The organism is Bacillus sp. K7, from assembly GCF_053903245.1.
This window is the reverse complement of the sequence record NZ_CP096406.1, coordinates 2,754,336-2,770,636: the sequence shown is the minus strand read 5'-3', so window position 1 is coordinate 2,770,636 and position 16,301 is coordinate 2,754,336. Positions and strand designations below refer to the sequence as shown.

Sequence of the window (16,301 nt, the reverse complement as noted above, 5' to 3'; positions counted from 1 at the left end):
GCCGTTAGGAGGAGAGCTTCCGATGGTCAGTATCCGCCGCAGCTTTGAAGCGTATGTCGATGACGTGAATATCATTACGGTTCTAATTCCGGCTGAACAAAAAGGCATCATGAAACCGCCTTTTCGGCTGGAGACAGAAACAACAGATGTCCCTTTGATTGTCAGGGAGGAATATCCGCTTGAAGAAAAATATAAGTACGTCTGCGTAGCGGACCGTGCAGTGACTCTCGGGACAACACATGCGGTGAGTGCGTCCAGCGGCGACAAAACGGATCTCCAAATAGGCGCGGTCATCCGGACGGGCGCGTTTGATGATGAATTTTATTATGACGGAGAGCTGGGGGCTGTTTATACTGCGGATTATACTGAATTTAAAGTATGGGCGCCTGCCGCGGCCTCGGCTGCTGTCAGGCTTTCACATCCGAATAAAAGCGGGCGCACATTCCAAATGGTTCGGATGGAAAAAGGCGTCTACACCGTAACTGTCGCCGGTGATCTTCACAGGTATGAATATGTGTTCTGCATTTGCAACAATTCAGAATGGACGGAAACCGTTGACCCGTATGCAAAGGCCGTGACGGTAAATGGGGAGAAGGGTGTCGTCCTGCGTCCGGATCAAATGAAAGAGGGCGACCCTCTCGCACCATTCTCCAATCCTGTGGATGCTGTCATTTACGAGATGCACATCCGCGACTTCTCCATCGATGAAAACAGCGGCATGAAAAACAAGGGGAAATACTTAGCGCTGACGGAAACTGATACGCAAACCGCAAATGGCTGTTCTTCCGGACTGGCGTATGTAAAAGAGCTCGGCGTTACACATGTAGAGCTTCTGCCGGTAAATGATTTTGCCGGAGTTGATGAAGAGAAGCCGCTTGATGCTTACAATTGGGGATATAACCCGCTTCACTTTTTTGCCCCGGAGGGAAGTTACGCCTCAACTCCTCATGATCCTCAAACAAGAAAAACAGAGTTAAAACAAATGATCAAAACCCTTCATCAGCATGGCCTGCGCGTCATTTTGGATGTTGTCTTTAACCACGTGTACGAAAGGGAGAATTCCCCTTTTGAAAAGACAGTGCCAGGCTATTTTTTCCGGCATGACGAATTTGGGATGCCGTCAAACGGCACAGGCGTTGGCAATGACATCGCGTCAGAAAGACGGATGGCGAGAAAATTCATCGCGGATTGCGTCATCTATTGGATAGAGGAATACGATGCCGACGGCTTCCGCTTTGATCTGCTCGGTATTTTAGATATGGACACCGTGCTTTACATGAAAGAAAAAGCAACAGCGGTAAAGCCCGGAATTCTGCTTTTTGGAGAAGGATGGGATTTGGCGACACCGCTGCCTCATGAACAGAAAGCCACTTTGGCGAATGCTTCAAAAATGCCGGGCATCGGCTTTTTTAATGATATGTTTCGTGATGCTGTGAAAGGGAACACCTTTCATCTCATGGCAGCGGGCTTTGCGCTCGGCTGCGGTGAAGCAGCGGAAACCGTTATGCACGGAATTGCCGGGTCTTCGGGATGGAAGGCATTAGCACCAATCGTTCCTGAACCGAGCCAGTCCATCAATTATGTTGAGTCACACGACAATCACACTTTTTGGGATAAAATGTCCTTTGCGCTTCCTCAAGAAACTGACAGCCGAAAGAGAAGCAGACAAAGGCTGGCAGCCGCGATTATCTTGCTTGCCCAGGGAGTGCCGTTTATTCACAGCGGACAGGAATTTTTCCGAACGAAGCAGGGTGTGGAAAACAGCTATCAATCCAGTGACAGCATCAACCAGCTGGATTGGGGTCGGCGTGAAATATTCAAAGAAGATGTTGACTACATCCGCAGACTGATCTCGCTAAGAAAAGCGCACCCGGCGTTCCGTCTCAGATCGGCTGCAGACATCAAGCGCCATTTGGAATGTTTGACGCTCAACGAACTCCTCATCGCATACAGGCTTTTTGATCTCGGCGAGGTTGATGAATGGGAAGACATCATCGTGATCCACCACGCGAGTCCGGAATCTGTGGAGTGGAAGTTGCCAAACGACAAAACGTACCGGCTTATATGTGATACATCGGGTTTTCGGCAAGACCTGAAAGAAATCAAGAAAGCGGTTGCGGTAAACGGCCTCGGAACGGTTATCTTATATTTAGCATCAGATCTTAAGAGTTTTGCTTGACGAAGTTTGTGCTATAGCGCTAAAATTTAAAGGACGGCTATTGATTAGCATATGAGACTCTCAATAGCTGTCTTTTTTATTTTCATGCGATTCGTACAAAAAAGGCACTCGCTGATAGACTAGAGACGATTAGCCTTTATTCTAAAATATTTTAAGAAATGATGGGTTGAACATTGATATGAACTGGTTGGGACAATTACTAGGTAGCGATTGGGAGATCTTCCCCGCCGGAGGAGCTACAGGAGATGCATATTATGCGAAACATAACGGGCAGCAGCTTTTTTTAAAACGTAATAGCTCACCTTTTTTAGCTGTTTTATCCGCCGAAGGCATTGTTCCGAAGCTGGTTTGGACAAAACGGATGGAAAATGGGGACGTGATAACGGCCCAGCACTGGATGACCGGCAGAGAGCTGAAGCCAAAAGATATGAGCGAACGGCCCGTTGCTGAATTGCTTCGTAAAATACACACATCAAAAGCCTTGCTGGACATGCTGAAGAGACTTGGAAAAGAACCGCTGAACCCGGGGGCTCTTTTGTCTCAGCTTAAGCAGGCTGTATTTGCTGTGCAGCAATCTTCGCCGCTGATTCAAGAAGGGATCAAGTATTTAGAAGAACATCTGCATGAAGTGCATTTCGGTGAGAAAGTCGTTTGCCATTGTGATGTCAATCATAATAACTGGCTATTGTCTGAAGACAACCAGCTGTATTTAATTGACTGGGACGGCGCCATGATCGCTGATCCGGCGATGGATCTCGGCCCTTTGCTGTACCACTACGTCGAAAAGCCAGCTTGGGAGAGCTGGCTGAGCATGTACGGCATTGAGCTAACAGAGGGCCTGCGCCTACGAATGGCTTGGTATGTGTTAGCTGAAACAATCACTTTCATCGCCTGGCATCATGCAAAAGGCAATGATAAGAGATTTCATGATGCGATGGAAGAACTGCATATACTCATGAAACGTATCGCTGAATAATCAGGAATATGAATCCATTTGCTCTACCCATTGAGACAGGCTGGTCTGATGCTCTTGTATGTGTGAGTCGATGGATTTGGACGATATTCCTGATTGGCTGTAGCGGTAAACATCTTCAAGCACGTTTTTGAAGTTTGAATCAAGCTCGGTGTTTGCCATGAGCGATTTAATCACGCGTTCAAGCTGCTCGTACTCTGCAACGGTTCCGCAGCAGTCCAATTGATGGTCAGTCAATATATCCTTTAATAAATGAACTTGATGCTCATAATGTAAACCCATAACGGTACACATCCCTTCAGTATCATACGGGTTAAATTGTTCAAAACAGAGCGTTTTTATACATGTGAAAGGAGTGTTCCGACAGACGGGAACCTCTTTTTTTATATACTCAGCTTTAGCAGGCACGCTTTAAAAAAACGAGCTTGCGGGTCTTTTTAATTCATGGTATGTTGTTAGTCGAAATAATAGATAGAGGTGTCAATCATATGAGAATGCGCCACAAGCCTTGGGCTGATGACTTTTTGGCTGAAAACGCAAATATTGCCATCAGCAACCCTGCTGATTATAAAGGAAAATGGAACACAGTGTTTGGCAACGACAATCCCATTCATATCGAGGTGGGGACAGGAAAAGGGCAATTTATTTCTGGAATGGGCAAACAAAATCCAGACATCAATTATATTGGAATTGAGTTATTTAAAAGCGTTATCGTGACAGCCGTGCAAAAAGTAAAAGATAGTGAAGTGCCAAATGTAAAACTTCTGAATATAGATGCGGACACGTTGACGGATGTATTTGAGCCAGGTGAGGTCAAACGGGTTTACTTAAACTTTTCTGATCCTTGGCCGAAGAAACGCCATGAAAAACGCCGTCTGACGTATTCCCACTTCCTCAAAAAATATGAAGAAGTAATGGGGAAAGGCGGAGCGATTCATTTTAAAACGGACAACCGCGGCTTGTTTGAGTACTCTTTGAAGAGCTTCTCTGAGTACGGCCTGCTGCTGACATATGTCAGTCTCGACCTGCATAACAGCCATCTGGAAGGCAATATTATGACAGAATATGAAGAAAAATTCTCAGCGCTCGGCCAGCCGATCTATCGGGCTGAGGTTGAATGGAGAACATAAACAGACTCTGATACAGGAGTCTGTTTTTTTTATGGGCCGTTTGCTACCATGATGACAGGAGGGATGAAAATGGAACAAATGAAAATGGGAAACATCACGTTGACCTGGCTTGACGGAGGCGTGACACATATGGACGGAGGCGCCATGTTCGGCGTTGTTCCAAAGCCGCTATGGTCTAAAAAATATCCAGTTAATGAAAAAAACCAGATTGAACTAAGGACAGATCCGATTCTCATTCAAAAGGACGGGCTCAATATTATCGTCGACGCCGGGATTGGGTCCGGCAAGCTGACTGATAAACAAAAACGAAACTATGGTGTGACACAGGAGTCGAATGTGAAAACCTCATTAGCGGCACTCGGATTAACGGTGAATGATATTGACGCTGTCGCTATGACACACCTCCATTTCGACCATGCCTGCGGTTTGACGGAATATGAAGGAGAGCAACTCGTGTCAGTTTTTCCGAATGCAGTGATTTATGCATCAGCTGTTGAGTGGAATGAAATGCGCCATCCTAATATCAGGTCAAAAAATACGTACTGGAAAGAAAACTGGGAGGCTGTTGCCGGCCAAGTCAAAACCTTTGAAGACACCTTCACGATCACAGAGGGGATTACGCTGCATCACACCGGGGGCCATAGCAACGGCCACAGTGTACTTATATGCGAGGATGCGAGTGAAACCGCCGTACATATGGCTGATCTGATGCCGACACACGCCCACCAAAATCCCCTATGGGTGCTGGCTTATGATGATTATCCGATGACCTCCATCCCGCAAAAGCAGAAATGGCAGGCATTCGCGGCGGAAAAAGACGCTTGGTTTATTTTTTATCACGATGCCCAATACCGCGCGCTGAAATGGGATGAGAATGGAAGTATCAAAGATGCAGTCAAGCGCATAAAGCAATAGCATATTTTCATGTTTACCCTGCATGTTTTCCGGATAATAATGCAAACCTAGTACCAATTATGCTCAGAAAGGAAGAGGCAGGGTGAAACAATTCAAAGTAACAAACGAAGGAGACATTCAAACAACATTAAGAGGCCTTGAAATACTCTCTGTTCCTTTTTTGAACAAAGGTGTTGCTTTTACTGAGGAAGAAAGAAAAGAACTGGGGTTAAAAGGCTTTCTCCCGCCAAAGGTATTAACGATTGAAGATCAGGCGAAAAGGGCGTATGAACAATATTCCGCTCAGCCTGATGATTTGAGCAAAAATGTGTATTTAACCGCGCTGCATGATCGGAATGAAACGCTGTTTTACCGCCTGTTAAATGATCACTTAGGGGAAATGCTACCGATTGTCTATACACCCACAGTTGGAACGGCGATCCAGAGATACAGCCATGAATACAGAAAGCCAAGAGGGCTTTACCTATCAATCGATGACCCAGACGGTATGAGAGAAGCATTCAAACAGTATAAAGATCAACGCGATACAATCGATTTAATCGTTGCAACGGATGCGGAAGGAATTTTAGGAATCGGAGACTGGGGTGTCGGCGGAATCGCGATTTCTATTGGCAAGCTGGCGGTTTATACGGCGGCTGCCGGCATAGATCCAAGCAGAGTGCTGGCTGTTGTTTTAGATGCGGGGACAAACCAGGAGAGCCTCTTGAACGACCCGCTTTATGTCGGCAACCAGCATTCCAGAGTGCGCGGTGAACGCTATGACCAATTTATTGACGAGTATGTTGCGCTCGCGAGAGAATCATTCCCGAATGCGTTGCTGCACTGGGAGGATTTTGGAGCGAAAAACGCGCGCAGCATTTTGAAACGTTATAAAGACAAAATATGTACATTTAATGATGATATCCAAGGAACAGGCGCGGTTTCACTGGCGGCCGTTTTATCTTGTGCAAAAGCGTCTAAAGTGCCGCTGAGAGATCACAGAGTCGTCATATTCGGAGCGGGGACGGCAGGAATCGGGATTGCTGAACAGCTGCGCGAGGCTTTGGTGCGTGAAGGATTGAGTGAGGAAGAATCTTTCAACCGCTTCTGGTGCATAGACCGAAACGGACTGTTAACAGATGATATGGAGCAGCTTCTTGATTTCCAAAAGCCTTACGCACGTCCGGCTGATGAGGTCAAGGATTATCAGCGGAACGGAGAAGGAGGAGGCATCGGTCTCCTTGAAGTGGTCCGGCAGGCGAAACCGACGATCCTGATCGGCACATCAACTGTTTCGGGCGCATTTACTGAAGAAATTGTTAAAGAAATGGCTTCACATGTGAAACGGCCGGCCATTTTGCCAATGTCGAATCCGACCGCTCTTTCCGAAGCGAAACCTCAGGATTTGATCAAATGGACGGAAGGCCGCGCACTTGTCACGACAGGAAGCCCGTTTGCGCCTGTGGAATATGACGGCGTCACGTACCATATCGGCCAGGCAAACAACGCGCTTGTTTTTCCTGGTCTCGGGCTTGGAACGATTGTCACCAAATCAAAGTTAATAACTGATGGCATGTTCGAAGCATGTGCCCGGGCTATCGCAAGTATGGTCAATGTCGGTGTGCCTGGCGCGCCGATGCTGCCGAAGATAGAGGATTTGCGGACTGTATCGGCAACCGTTGCGGTGGAAGTGGCTAAAACAGCGATTAAGGAAGGCGTTGCGACGGAAGAGCCTGAAGACATCATACAGGCTGTGCAGGACGCCATGTGGTATCCGGTATACAAACCGATACACGCGATTTCATAAAAAGAGCCGCTGCGTGGGCAGCGGCTTCTATTTTATGCTTGTCCGGTGTTAGGAGGCAATTGTATCAATGACATCTACAATTTCCCCCGTTTTCGCATCCACCATGACTTCATACTGCTCTAATTCTCCGAAAGCGGATCGTGTAATGCCGGTTTTGTATACCTGTACCGTTTCTCCGTTCACATTGTAAGGCTCCGGCTGGGTGTAAATCCATGATCCGTCAATCGGCCCCCGTTGCTTAAAAGCGGATTTTACGATTCGAAGCGCTTTTTCTGAAGAAATATAAGGCTTCATCACATACTGTTTCACAACGACGGCCGTACAAATGCCAAGTCCTGCTCCTAAAAGAAGATGACGCAATTTCATAATAAAGCACCTCCTGGTTGGTCGTACTTTTCATTATACAGAAACCGCCAAATCCTGTTAAGCAATACGCGGCTGTTGGAGCAGATTCAGTCACGGTGCTTGGAAAACTAGAATTTTTCGAATAAAATAAAAGGACTACATAGAAATGAGGGGAAAACATGAATCAAGAAACGAAAGCGCTTTTCCAAACACTGACGCAGCTTCCCGGCGCGCCGGGCAATGAGCATCAGGTTCGTGCTTTTATGAAGCAAGAGCTGGCTAAATATGCCGATGACATCGTTCAGGACAGACTGGGAAGTGTTTTCGGAGTCAGACATGGTCAAGAGGGCGCACCGAGAATTATGGTTGCCGGGCATATGGACGAAGTCGGCTTCATGGTCACGTCAATTACAGACAACGGGCTGCTCAGGTTCCAGACGCTCGGGGGCTGGTGGAGCCAGGTGCTGCTTGCACAGCGAGTTGAAATTCAGACAGATAATGGGCCCGTTCCGGGTGTGATTTCAAGCATACCGCCGCATCTGCTGACAGACGCCCAACGAAACCGCCCGATGGATGTCAAAAACATGATGATCGATATTGGCGCGGATGATAAGGAAGACGCTATTAAAATCGGCATCAAACCGGGACAGCAAATTGTGCCTGTCTGTCCGTTTACGACGATGGCGAATGAAAAGAAACTTTTATCAAAGGCATGGGATAACCGATATGGCTGCGGCTTGAGCATTGAACTTCTGAAGGAATTGCACGGGAAAGAACTTCCGAACACGCTCTATGCGGGTGCGACCGTTCAAGAAGAAGTGGGGCTGAGGGGCGCGCAGACGGCTTCCCATATGATTAAACCGGACTTGTTTTTCGCCCTTGACGCCAGCCCGGCAAACGATATGAGCGGTGACAAAAACGAATTTGGCCAGCTTGGAAAAGGCTTTTTACTCCGCATTCTTGACAGAACGACAGTCATGCACCGCGGTATGAGAGAATTTGTTCTTGATATGGCGGAAACGCATGACATTCCGTATCAATATTTTGTATCCGGCGGGGGAACGGATGCGGGCAGAGTCCATATTTCGAACAGCGGCGTTCCGTCAGCGGTTATCGGAATTTGTTCCCGCTACATTCATACGAACGCTTCGATCATTCATATAGATGACTATGCGGCTGCGAAAGAAATGCTCATCAAACTTGTGACAGCCTGTGATAAGCAGACGGTGGATGCGATTAAAGAAAATATGTAGATATTGTGAAAGCTTGTTGAACGGGGCCGTAAGCCCGGATTCGACAAGCTTTTTTCTTATTCTGTTTCAAATAGATAGGAGAGGGCTTTGATAGCTTGGTTCACGGTTTCAACCGTTATATTTGCTTTGTTGGAAAGCTCTTTTAAAGGATGATGGAGCGACTCCGGCCGGATGATAATCAGGGGTTTTCCTTTTGCAATCGCATACGAGGCATCCATTGCCGTGTTCCACTGTTTGTATTTTTCGCCGAACAGGGCGATCACAAAGTCTGCTTTATTCATCAGGACAGCGGTTCTGAAGTTGTTCATGTCAGAAGCTTTGTCATCCTTCAATACGGCATTTGGCTGAACGCCTACAATTTCCTCTCCGATATTGTCTGAGCGGTCATGATTCTCCATTGGGCCGACAAACGTAATCGGCAGCTTCAGTGATTTTGTTTTCTCTTTGATTTCCTCCCGCCAATTGCTGTGGATTTCTCCAGCTAAGTAGACGATAAACTCCATACTAAAATCACTCCTTATGTATGTCCATCTGTAAATGTTACCCTTATGAACACGATGTTAAACGAAACGAGCTTGATAATGCAAATAAAATATGATAATGATAATGGGAAAGCCAATCTTACATATTCATTTATTGCATATAAGTGGTGTTGCCGCAAGCAGTTTGGTATGATCCAAATGGACGAGTATCGATAAACCAACATGTAAGAACATCAACAACTGGAGGGATATGAAATGAAAAAAATTGAATCAACTCAAGAGCTCGAAAAAGCGGTAAAGGATGATTGGGCGGTCTTTATGTTTTCAGCCGACTGGTGCCCTGATTGCCGTTTTGTAGAGCCTTTTCTGCCTGAACTCGAAGCGGATTTCCCTGAATTCACATACTACTACGTAGACCGCGACAAATTCATTGATACGTGTGCAGAGTGGGAAATTTACGGAATCCCAAGCTTTGTCGTGTTTAATGAAGGGAAAGAAGTGAATCGTTTTGTGAGCAAAGACCGCAAAACAAAAGAAGAAATAGAACAGTTTTTAACAGACTCTCTCGCTAAAGCGTAAAGGAGGACACCGGTTTGAAAATGACCTCAAGGAAGCTGTCAGATATCCTGAAACAGCGCCTCCAGCACGAGAATCGCTCCTTTCTGTTTGACAGAGAAAAAGACACTCTCCGTGTTGAGGATCAAACGACCAAAAAAGGAATTACGCTCGACCTGCCGCCGATTATTGCAAAATGGGAACTGAAAAAAGACGAAGCCATTGATGAAATTGTGTACTACGTTTCAGAAGCAATGACGGCAATGGAAGGTAAGGCTCAGGAAATGGCCGGAAAAGAAAGCCGCATTTACCCGGTGATCCGCTCGACTTCTTTCCCGGACAAGTCCAGCGAAGATATTCCGCTTATTTATGACGATCATACCGCAGAGACAAGAATTTATTACGCGCTTGACCTCGGGAAAACCTATCGTTTAATCGATCAGCGCATGCTTGAAAAAGAGAACTGGACAAAAGAGCGGATCAGAGAGACGGCTGCATTTAATCTCCGTTCCTTGCCTCCGGTTGTCAAAGAGGATACAGTTGCCGGCAATCACTTTTATTTCTTCAGAGCAAACGACGGTTACGATGCCAGCCGGATTCTGAACGAAGCGATTTTAAATGAATACAAGCAGCGTGCAGAAGGCGAGCTGGCGATCTCTGTTCCCCATCAAGACGTTCTGATTCTTGCTGACATCCGGAATGAATCGGGGTATGATATTCTAGGGCAAATGTCGATGAGCTTCTTTGCAAGCGGCACCGTTCCGATTACAGCCCTTTCATTTTTATACAATGAAGGAAAGCTGGAGCCGGTGTTTATCCTGGCGAAAAGCCGTCCGAAAAAGGATTAGAAAGGATTTTTACTTATGAACGCATTTTATAATAATGAAGGTGTGGGAGACACGCTTCTGATCTCTCTTCAAGATGTAACACGCGAACAAATAAGCTATGAAAAACATGGCGATGTCGTCAGAATTTTTCATAACGAAACAAAGGAAACAACAGGCTTCAACATTTTCAACGCGTCTTCCTATTTGACCATTGATGAAAAAGGTCCTGTTGCGCTCTCAGAAACGTTTGTGCAAGATGTGAATGAGATTCTGAACCGAAACGGCGTTGAAGAAACATTGGTCGTTGATGTATCTCCGAAGTTTGTTGTGGGATATGTGGAATCAAAAGAAAAGCATCCAAATGCGGATAAATTAAGCGTATGTAAAGTAAATGTAGGAGAAGAAACGCTTCAGATCGTCTGCGGCGCACCAAATGTTGACCAAGGGCAAAAAGTGGTCGTTGCCAAAGTCGGTGCTGTGATGCCGAGCGGACTTGTCATTAAGGATGCTGAGCTTCGCGGCGTTCCGTCAAGCGGAATGATCTGTTCAGCGAAAGAGCTCGCTTTGCCGGATGCCCCGGCTGAAAAAGGAATCCTTGTGTTAGAAGGAGACCATGAGGCGGGAGACGCATTTCAGTTTTAGACTCCCATAAATCCGCCCAAAAAAACGAATCATGTGAAAAGCCGCTAAGCCCTTGTTTAGCGGCTTTGTTTTGCTGAAAGCTTAATCTTTTCTGGGCAGACAAGCAATGGTATACTAAAAAACGTCCCAGAAAACTATAAGGGAGTTAGAGATAAATTATGAGTTGGCTTCATAAATTTTTTGATTTGTTTTTAGGCGAGAGCAAAGAGGATGATGAACGGGAAACAAAAACCGCTCACATTCCGCAGCAACAAGAAGTAGAAGTAGATCATTCCGAAGGACAATTAAAAAGATTGGAAGATCCTAAAATATATTATGAATACCCAAACGGCAAGTTCCGTTTTCCAGTCGTGCCTGACGGATACAACAATCATGACCTGAGAAGGCGCCGCGCACCATCGGACAAACCGCAATCCGCGCCCCGTCCAAGCGCCGCCCCACAGAACGACCGTCAAAAAAATGAAAACGAGCAGCATACATATCAAACATCAGAGCCGGTGAAGAAACCATTTAAACCAACAAATATCCCTTCGCCTATATATGGATTCAATCAAAAACCATCTGTCAAAAAGGATGTGCCAAAGCAGCCTTCTGACGCATTGAAGGCATCGGACAAATCTGTAAAAGAGAAGGTAACACTGCTGTCAGAAGAAATAAAACGTGAACGCTCCTATCCAGATCCAGCTCCAGACAGACAGAAACAGCACGTAAAAGAAGGGCCTTTCTTTCCGGATGCACAATTTGGAGAACAGCCTTCTGGTGTCTTAAGCGGAACGTCTGCAGAGCGTGATGAAGCGCTGGCGCAGCGCCCAGCCGAGCCGTCAAATAACAAAGGGCCGTCTGAATCGGGCATTCAGCAGCCGGAAAAAGAGGTGTCTTTATTCGATGCTGAACCTGATAAAGAGCAAACGGCACCTGAGACACTGACAAATACCGTGACTGAGAGAAAGGAAAGCCCGTCAAACAGCGGAGTAAGCTTTGAAGACACTGAGACGGTTCAGATTCAAGAAGAACGAGCAGTAAAACACCCTGAGAAATTAGAAGAACTTATCTTCCGCGCTGAACAGGATGAAGAACAAACAGCACCTGAGTTGACAGTGGCAGTATCTGAAAGTGAAGTATGGGAAGAACCGTCAGACAGCGAAGTAAATAATCAACGCGAAATCACGCGAGGTGCTGCTGAGACCTCCGCTGTTCAAGAAGAACAAATAGATATTCAACAGGAAGAGCTTTTCTTGCATGCCGGCTTCGAGGAAAGGGAAACAGCATCGGAGTCTCCGACGCAAGCAGAAACCGTTGCTAAAGAATCGCAAGAGCCATCAGACAGCATTATAGATGATCAGTACGACATCCCGGGAGAAGCTGAGAACACGAAGGTAGATGTTCAGCCAGACAGCGATGCAGAACTGGTGCAGAAGGACAGCCTGGAGCAAGGTTCCAGCCCGTTTGCTGCAGCCCATGAAAACCAGCGGGAAAGTCACGCAGACGAAACACATAGAGCAGTAGAAGAGCCGCAAAAGAAGCCTGTCATGCAGGAGAAACGTACTGAGCGAAGCGCATCTCCTCAAAAAGGTCCGTCCGTTCCTTTTAATGTCATGATGCTGAAAAGAGATACACACAAACAGCAAAAAGCAGAGGAGCGCCGCGGCAGCTACGTGTTTCCGAATGTCGCACTGCTTGATGTCCCGCCAGCGCAAGTTCAAGATGATACTGCGTGGATAGAAGAACAGCGCCAGCTTCTTGATTTGACCCTGAAAAATTTCAATGTCCGCGCCAATGTCGTCCATGTGACCCAGGGGCCGTCTGTGACAAGATTCGAAGTGCACCCTGAGCCAGGCGTAAAAGTGAATAAAATCACCAACTTGTCTGATGATATTAAGCTCAGCCTGTCCGCAAAAGACATACGGATTGAAGCGCCGATTCCGGGGAAAAACACGATCGGAATTGAAGTTCCGAACCGCATGAGCAAGGTGGTTGATCTGCGCCAGATGATTCGAAGCTCAGCTTTCAGGACAAGCAAGTCACCGCTTACGGCAGCACTGGGATTGGATATCTCAGGAAATCCCGTCGTCATCGACTTAAAGAAAATGCCGCATGGCTTGATTGCCGGTGCTACGGGCTCGGGAAAAAGCGTATGCATCAATACTATTTTAGTCAGCCTGCTTTATAAAGCTGACCCGAGCGAGGTAAAGGTGCTGCTGATTGATCCGAAAATGGTAGAGCTGGCTCCTTACAATAAAATTCCTCACCTCGTCAGCCCGGTCATTACGGATGCCAAAGCGGCTACGGCTGCATTAAAATGGGTTGTTGAGGAAATGGAGCGGCGCTATGAATTATTTGCCCATTCCGGTGTCCGCGACATTGACCGCTTTAATCAATTAACGGCGGAACACCACACGGGCGAAAAGCTGCCGTATTTAGTGGTCGTTATTGATGAGCTTGCCGATTTGATGATGGTGGCTCCAAATGATGTCGAAGAGAGCATTGCGCGGATCGCCCAAAAAGCCAGAGCGTGCGGAATCCATCTGCTCGTCGCGACTCAGCGGCCGTCAGTCGATGTCATTACCGGTCTGATTAAGGCGAATATCCCGACGAGAATCGCATTCTCTGTCTCAAGCCAGGTTGATTCCCGTACGATCATTGACATAGCCGGAGCGGAAAAGCTTCTTGGAAAAGGCGATATGCTCTTTTTGGAAAACGGCTCGGGAAAACCTGTCCGCTTGCAAGGAAACTTTGTATCGGACCGCGAAATCGACCGCGTCGTTTCCCATGTCAGAAGTCAAATGCCGCCAACCTATTTATTTGAACAAGAAGAGCTGGTAAGACAAGGATCAGCCCTGAAAGAAGAGGATGAACTGTTTGACGAAGCGTGTGAGTTTGTGGTTGAGCAAAACAGCGCGAGCACTTCAAGCCTGCAAAGAAGATTCAGAATCGGATATAATCGCGCGGCAAGGCTGATTGATATGATGGAAGCGGAAGGCATGATCTCAGAGGCAAAAGGAAGCAAGCCTCGTGAGGTGCTGATCACAGCAAGTGATTTAATAAACGAATAATATAGGTTCATTTTCACACCAAACATGGTATGATAGTGTTTAGAGCATTTAACAGCTATGCCGCTTTACAGCAGATGGGCATAGACAAATCTTGATATCTAGGTTTAATCAGATAGAAATAACCGGATACTGAACATAACAAAACATATAAAAATACGCCGCAAAGGGTGGCTTTTCAGCCGCCGCGGTCGCAAATTGAAATGAGCGTCATATACTGGGGAACAGATAGACGTTTGTTGGAGGTACAATTATGACTGTTTATCATTTTGTTGGAATCAAAGGGACCGGTATGAGTCCGCTTGCCCAAATACTTCATGATAATGGATATACTGTCCAAGGATCGGATATCGAAAAATTTATTTTTACGCAAACAGCGCTTGAAAAAAGAAATATTACCGTTCTTCCTTTTAGCGCGGATAATATCAAACCGGACATGACAGTCATCGCCGGAAACGCATTCCCAGACACGCATCCAGAGATTGAAAAAGCCATGTCTGAAGGAATTCCGGTGATACGTTATCATAAGTTTTTAGGCGACTATATGAAAAAATTCACCAGTGTTGCCGTTACAGGCGCACACGGAAAAACGTCGACTACGGGTCTGCTGGCTCACGTGATCCGAAACGCAAAACCGACCTCTTTCTTAATCGGGGACGGAACAGGCCAGGGAAATGAAAACAGTGAATACTTTGTGTTTGAAGCGTGTGAATACCGCCGCCATTTCTTAAGCTATCAGCCTGACTACGCGATCATGACGAACATTGATTTTGACCACCCGGATTATTTCTCAAGCATTGACGATGTGTTTGACGCTTTTCAAGAGATGGCTCTTCAAGTCAACAAAGGGATTATTGCCTGCGGCGACGATGAGCATCTGCCGAAAATCCATGCAAACGTCCCGGTTGTGTATTACGGCACTGGGGAAGAAAATGATTTTCAAGCCAGAAACATCGTAAAAAGCACGGAAGGGACAACTTTCGATGTATTTGTCCGCAATACATTTTATGATACGTTTTATATTCCTGCGTACGGCCACCACAATGTATTAAACTCATTGGCGGTCATTGCGTTATGCCATTATGAAGAAATTGATTCCAGCATCATTAAGCACGCCCTCAAATCATTCGGCGGCGTCAAACGCAGATTCAATGAAAAGCAGCTCGGGGATCAAGTGCTGATTGATGATTACGCTCATCACCCGACAGAAATAAAAGTGACGATTGAGGCGGCAAGACAGAAATATCCTGATCGTGAAATCGTCGCGGTATTCCAGCCTCATACATTTACGCGGACGCAGCAATTTCTTGACCAATTCGCAGAAAGCCTGAGCGGGGCTGATTGCGTGTATTTATGCGATATTTTCGGCTCAGCCCGGGAGAATGCAGGAAAGCTGACAATCGGCGACCTGCAGGGAAAAATTCATAATGCAAAACTCATTGAAGAAGATGATACATCTGTTTTAAAAGCTCATGAAAAAGCCGTTCTCATCTTTATGGGAGCTGGAGATATCCAAAAATATATGAGAGCCTACGAAAACGTCATGGCATAATAAAAAGCAGTGTTCTCACTGCTTTTTCTTTATCTGATGGATAAGCTTGTTAAAGGATTTTCTTACATAATAGAGAATACTATGTATACAGCCCAGTATACATGTTTATGATTTTAGAAAACGGGTAAACAGCAGTATATCCTGCAGCAAGGAGGTTTAAGATGATTATTATTCTTTATTTAAGCGTTGCCCTCATCGCAATCGCATTTCTCGTATTAGTGATCTACTTGTCCAAGACATTGAAGTCACTGCAGCTCACCCTAAAACATGTCGCATCCACTCTCGAAGGGCTGGAGGGACAAATGAAGGGCATCACAACTGAAACAGCCGAGCTTTTACATAAGACCAACCGCCTGGCTGAAGATATTCAGGAAAAATCAGAAAAGCTGAACACGGTCGTCCATGCTGTTCAAGGAGTGGGAACTTCTGTACAGCAGTTCAATACATCCATGAAACAGGCGGCGGGGTCTGTATCGGCATCAGTAAGAGAAAATCAAGATAAGATCAATCAAGTTGTCACATGGAGCCAAGCAGCGATGGAAATGTGGGAGAAATGGAAGCTAAGAAAAAAATCAACTCTCTAAGAGAAAAAACACTATGAGGAGGAATAAT

The 16,301-nt window shown here is 46.2% G+C and carries 16 protein-coding genes; 13 read left to right on the top strand and 3 right to left on the bottom strand.

Annotation, left to right across the window (positions count from 1 at the left end; translation table 11 throughout):
* Positions 1-22 precede the first annotated feature (22 nt).
* Together pulA and M1D98_RS14150 are read left to right on the top strand one after the other, a co-directional pair.
* Complete coding sequence (gene pulA / locus M1D98_RS14155) at positions 23-2,179, top strand: type I pullulanase (RefSeq protein WP_268559191.1); 2,157 nt, start codon at positions 23-25, stop codon at positions 2,177-2,179.
* A 178-nt stretch (positions 2,180-2,357) separates the two neighbouring features.
* Complete coding sequence (locus tag M1D98_RS14150) at positions 2,358-3,155, top strand: phosphotransferase family protein (RefSeq protein ID WP_010329574.1); 798 nt, start codon at positions 2,358-2,360, stop codon at positions 3,153-3,155.
* On the opposite strand, the gene M1D98_RS14145 is transcribed toward M1D98_RS14150, so the two are convergent.
* Positions 3,156-3,434, bottom strand: a complete 279-nt coding sequence (locus M1D98_RS14145) for a YtzH-like family protein (RefSeq protein ID WP_010329575.1) — start codon at positions 3,432-3,434, stop codon at positions 3,156-3,158.
* A gap of 206 nt (positions 3,435-3,640) precedes the next feature.
* Here M1D98_RS14145 and trmB point away from each other — a divergent pair, with 206 nt between their 5' ends.
* From trmB to M1D98_RS14130, 3 genes are all read left to right on the top strand, one after another.
* Entirely contained in the window at positions 3,641-4,282 is a 642-nt protein-coding gene (gene trmB, locus M1D98_RS14140) for a tRNA (guanosine(46)-N7)-methyltransferase TrmB (RefSeq protein ID WP_010329576.1), read from the top strand.
* A gap of 69 nt (positions 4,283-4,351) precedes the next feature.
* Positions 4,352-5,197, top strand: a complete 846-nt coding sequence (locus M1D98_RS14135) for a YtnP family quorum-quenching lactonase (protein ID WP_456279662.1) — start codon at positions 4,352-4,354, stop codon at positions 5,195-5,197.
* An 82-nt stretch (positions 5,198-5,279) separates the two neighbouring features.
* A complete protein-coding gene (locus M1D98_RS14130; protein WP_456279661.1) occupies positions 5,280-6,983 on the top strand; it encodes an NAD-dependent malic enzyme in 1,704 nt (567 codons plus the stop codon).
* A gap of 48 nt (positions 6,984-7,031) precedes the next feature.
* Here the strand turns inward: M1D98_RS14130 and M1D98_RS14125 are convergent, their stop codons facing one another.
* Positions 7,032-7,349, bottom strand: a complete 318-nt coding sequence (locus M1D98_RS14125) for a PepSY domain-containing protein (RefSeq protein WP_003223432.1) — start codon at positions 7,347-7,349, stop codon at positions 7,032-7,034.
* Positions 7,350-7,507: 158 nt separating this feature from the next.
* On the opposite strand from M1D98_RS14125, the gene M1D98_RS14120 reads away from it, so the two are divergent.
* Entirely contained in the window at positions 7,508-8,581 is a 1,074-nt protein-coding gene (locus M1D98_RS14120; RefSeq protein WP_039074780.1) for a M42 family metallopeptidase, read from the top strand.
* Between the two features lie 56 nt (positions 8,582-8,637).
* Here the strand turns inward: M1D98_RS14120 and M1D98_RS14115 are convergent, their stop codons facing one another.
* Positions 8,638-9,084, bottom strand: a complete 447-nt coding sequence (locus M1D98_RS14115; protein WP_121643089.1) for a YtoQ family protein — start codon at positions 9,082-9,084, stop codon at positions 8,638-8,640.
* A 78-nt stretch (positions 9,085-9,162) separates the two neighbouring features.
* Between M1D98_RS14115 and M1D98_RS14110 the strand changes: the two genes are divergently transcribed.
* The 7 genes from M1D98_RS14110 to M1D98_RS14080 all read left to right on the top strand — a co-directional run bounded on the left by M1D98_RS14110 (position 9,163) and on the right by M1D98_RS14080 (position 16,273).
* Positions 9,163-9,279, top strand: a complete 117-nt coding sequence (locus M1D98_RS14110) for a hypothetical protein (RefSeq protein WP_121643765.1) — start codon at positions 9,163-9,165, stop codon at positions 9,277-9,279.
* A gap of 39 nt (positions 9,280-9,318) precedes the next feature.
* Positions 9,319-9,642, top strand: a complete 324-nt coding sequence (locus M1D98_RS14105; RefSeq protein ID WP_010329581.1) for a thioredoxin family protein — start codon at positions 9,319-9,321, stop codon at positions 9,640-9,642.
* 14 nt (positions 9,643-9,656) lie between these two features.
* A complete protein-coding gene (locus tag M1D98_RS14100; protein ID WP_026014490.1) occupies positions 9,657-10,466 on the top strand; it encodes a DUF1444 domain-containing protein in 810 nt (269 codons plus the stop codon).
* A gap of 15 nt (positions 10,467-10,481) precedes the next feature.
* A complete protein-coding gene (ytpR, locus tag M1D98_RS14095) occupies positions 10,482-11,087 on the top strand; it encodes a YtpR family tRNA-binding protein (protein WP_010329583.1) in 606 nt (201 codons plus the stop codon).
* Between the two features lie 158 nt (positions 11,088-11,245).
* Positions 11,246-14,140: a DNA translocase FtsK gene (locus tag M1D98_RS14090; RefSeq protein WP_456279660.1), complete on the top strand. Its 2,895-nt coding sequence runs from the start codon at positions 11,246-11,248 to the stop codon at positions 14,138-14,140.
* Positions 14,141-14,390: 250 nt separating this feature from the next.
* Positions 14,391-15,689 carry a UDP-N-acetylmuramate--L-alanine ligase gene (murC, locus tag M1D98_RS14085; protein WP_010329585.1) on the top strand — a complete coding sequence of 433 codons (1,299 nt, stop codon included), beginning with the start codon at positions 14,391-14,393 and terminating at the stop codon, positions 15,687-15,689.
* Between the two features lie 161 nt (positions 15,690-15,850).
* The gene (locus tag M1D98_RS14080) at positions 15,851-16,273 is read left to right on the top strand and encodes a DUF948 domain-containing protein (protein ID WP_010329586.1); all 423 of its coding nucleotides are present in this window, start codon (positions 15,851-15,853) and stop codon (positions 16,271-16,273) included.
* Positions 16,274-16,301: the final 28 nt, after the last annotated feature.